Below are 1,556 nucleotides of genomic sequence, written 5' to 3'. Positions count from 1 at the left end.
AACTCGACGGAAGAGACCATCACCGCAGTGTGGTCCGACGTCCTCGGCATCGACACCATCGGCATCCACGACAACTTCTTCGAACTCGGCGGACATTCACTGCTCGCGACACAGGTGACGTCGCGTCTGCGGCAGCGGCTCGGGGCGGACGTCCCGGTGCGTGCCCTCTTCACCTCGCCCACCCCGGCCGCACTGGCAGGGGTCGTGCGGGAGCTGGGGACGACCGACGAGGCGCCGCTGGTACCGCTCGATCGCGACAACGGTCCACTGCCGCTGTCGTTCGCGCAGCAGCGGCTGTGGTTCCTGGACCAGCTGACGCCGGGCAGCGCCGAGTACCTCGTGCCGTTCGGTCTGCGGGTGCGCGGAACGCTCGACGCCGGTGCACTGGGTGCGGCGTTCACCGGTCTGGTGACCCGGCACGAGGTGCTGCGGACCCGGTTCGTCACGGACGACTCGGGTCGCCCCTCGCAGATCGTGGACGCGCCGTGGTCGGTCACTCCGGTGGTGCACGACGTGCAAATCCTCCCGACGGCCGATCGGGAGCGGGCCGCGCTGGAGATCATGGCGGCCGAGGCACGACGACCGTTCGAGCTGGACGGTGGGCGGCTCCTGCGGGTCGACGTGGTGCGCGTCGCCGACGACGACCAGTACGTACTGATCACGCTGCACCACATCGTCTCGGACGGTTGGTCCTCCGGGATTCTGGCGCGTGAGTTGCGGGAGTTGTACGGGGCTGCGGTTGCCGGGCGTGAGGTGTCGCTTCCCGAACTCTCCGTCCAGTACGCGGATTTCGCTGCCTGGCAGCGGGAACAGTTGGGCGGGGAGTTCCTGGAGAAGCAGCTGACGTACTGGCGCGAGCGCCTCGCGGGGGTCCCGGCCCTGGAGCTGCCGACCGACCACGGGCGGCCGGCCGATCGGGAGGGAGCCGAGGGCGACACCGTGTACTTCTCGGTGCCGTCGGAGGTGACGGAGGCGCTGCGGGCGGCGGCGAGCGGGCAGGGGGCGAGCCTGTTCATGGCGTTGCTGTCCCTGTTCCAGATCGTTCTGGCCCGCTACTGCCGGCAGGACGACATCGCGGTCGGCACCCCGATCGCCGGCCGCAACCGCGCCGAGACCGAGGGCCTGATCGGCTTCTTCGTCAACACCCTCGTCCTGCGCACCGATCTGTCCGGCGATCCGGCGTTCACCGAACTCCTCGACCGGGTCAAGGACACCGCGCTCGGTGCCTACGACCACCAGGACCTGCCCTTCGAACGCCTCGTCGACGAGCTGGCCCCCGACCGCGACCTGTCCCGCAACCCCCTGTTCCAGACCCTTTTCGTCTTCCAGAACACCCCGGACGGAGAGTCGTGGAACCTGCCCGGCCTGACGGTCGAGCAGGTCGGTGTGGGTGGTCAGGACGCCAAGTTCGACCTCCAGCTGACCGCGGCGGAGGCGGACGGTGAGCTGCTGGCAGCCCTTGAGTATCGGACGGATTTGTTCGAGCGGGCGTCGATCGAGCGGTTGGCGGGGCATTTCGTGACTCTGGCGGCGTCGGTTGCGGCTGCGCCGGGTGC

At 69.3% G+C, this 1,556-nt stretch carries 1 protein-coding gene; it reads left to right on the top strand.

The window, feature by feature from the left end; translation table 11 throughout:
• Window positions 1-27: 27 nt before the first annotated feature.
• On the top strand, window positions 28-1,556 hold a 1,529-nt coding region (locus ABZZ04_RS39415), incomplete at its 3' end, for a condensation domain-containing protein (protein ID WP_356937057.1).

Origin of the sequence: Streptomyces sp. NPDC006435 (genome assembly GCF_040612315.1) — a bacterium.
Classification (GTDB): domain Bacteria; phylum Actinomycetota; class Actinomycetes; order Streptomycetales; family Streptomycetaceae; genus Streptomyces.
This window is presented reverse-complemented; position numbering and strand designations above follow the sequence as displayed.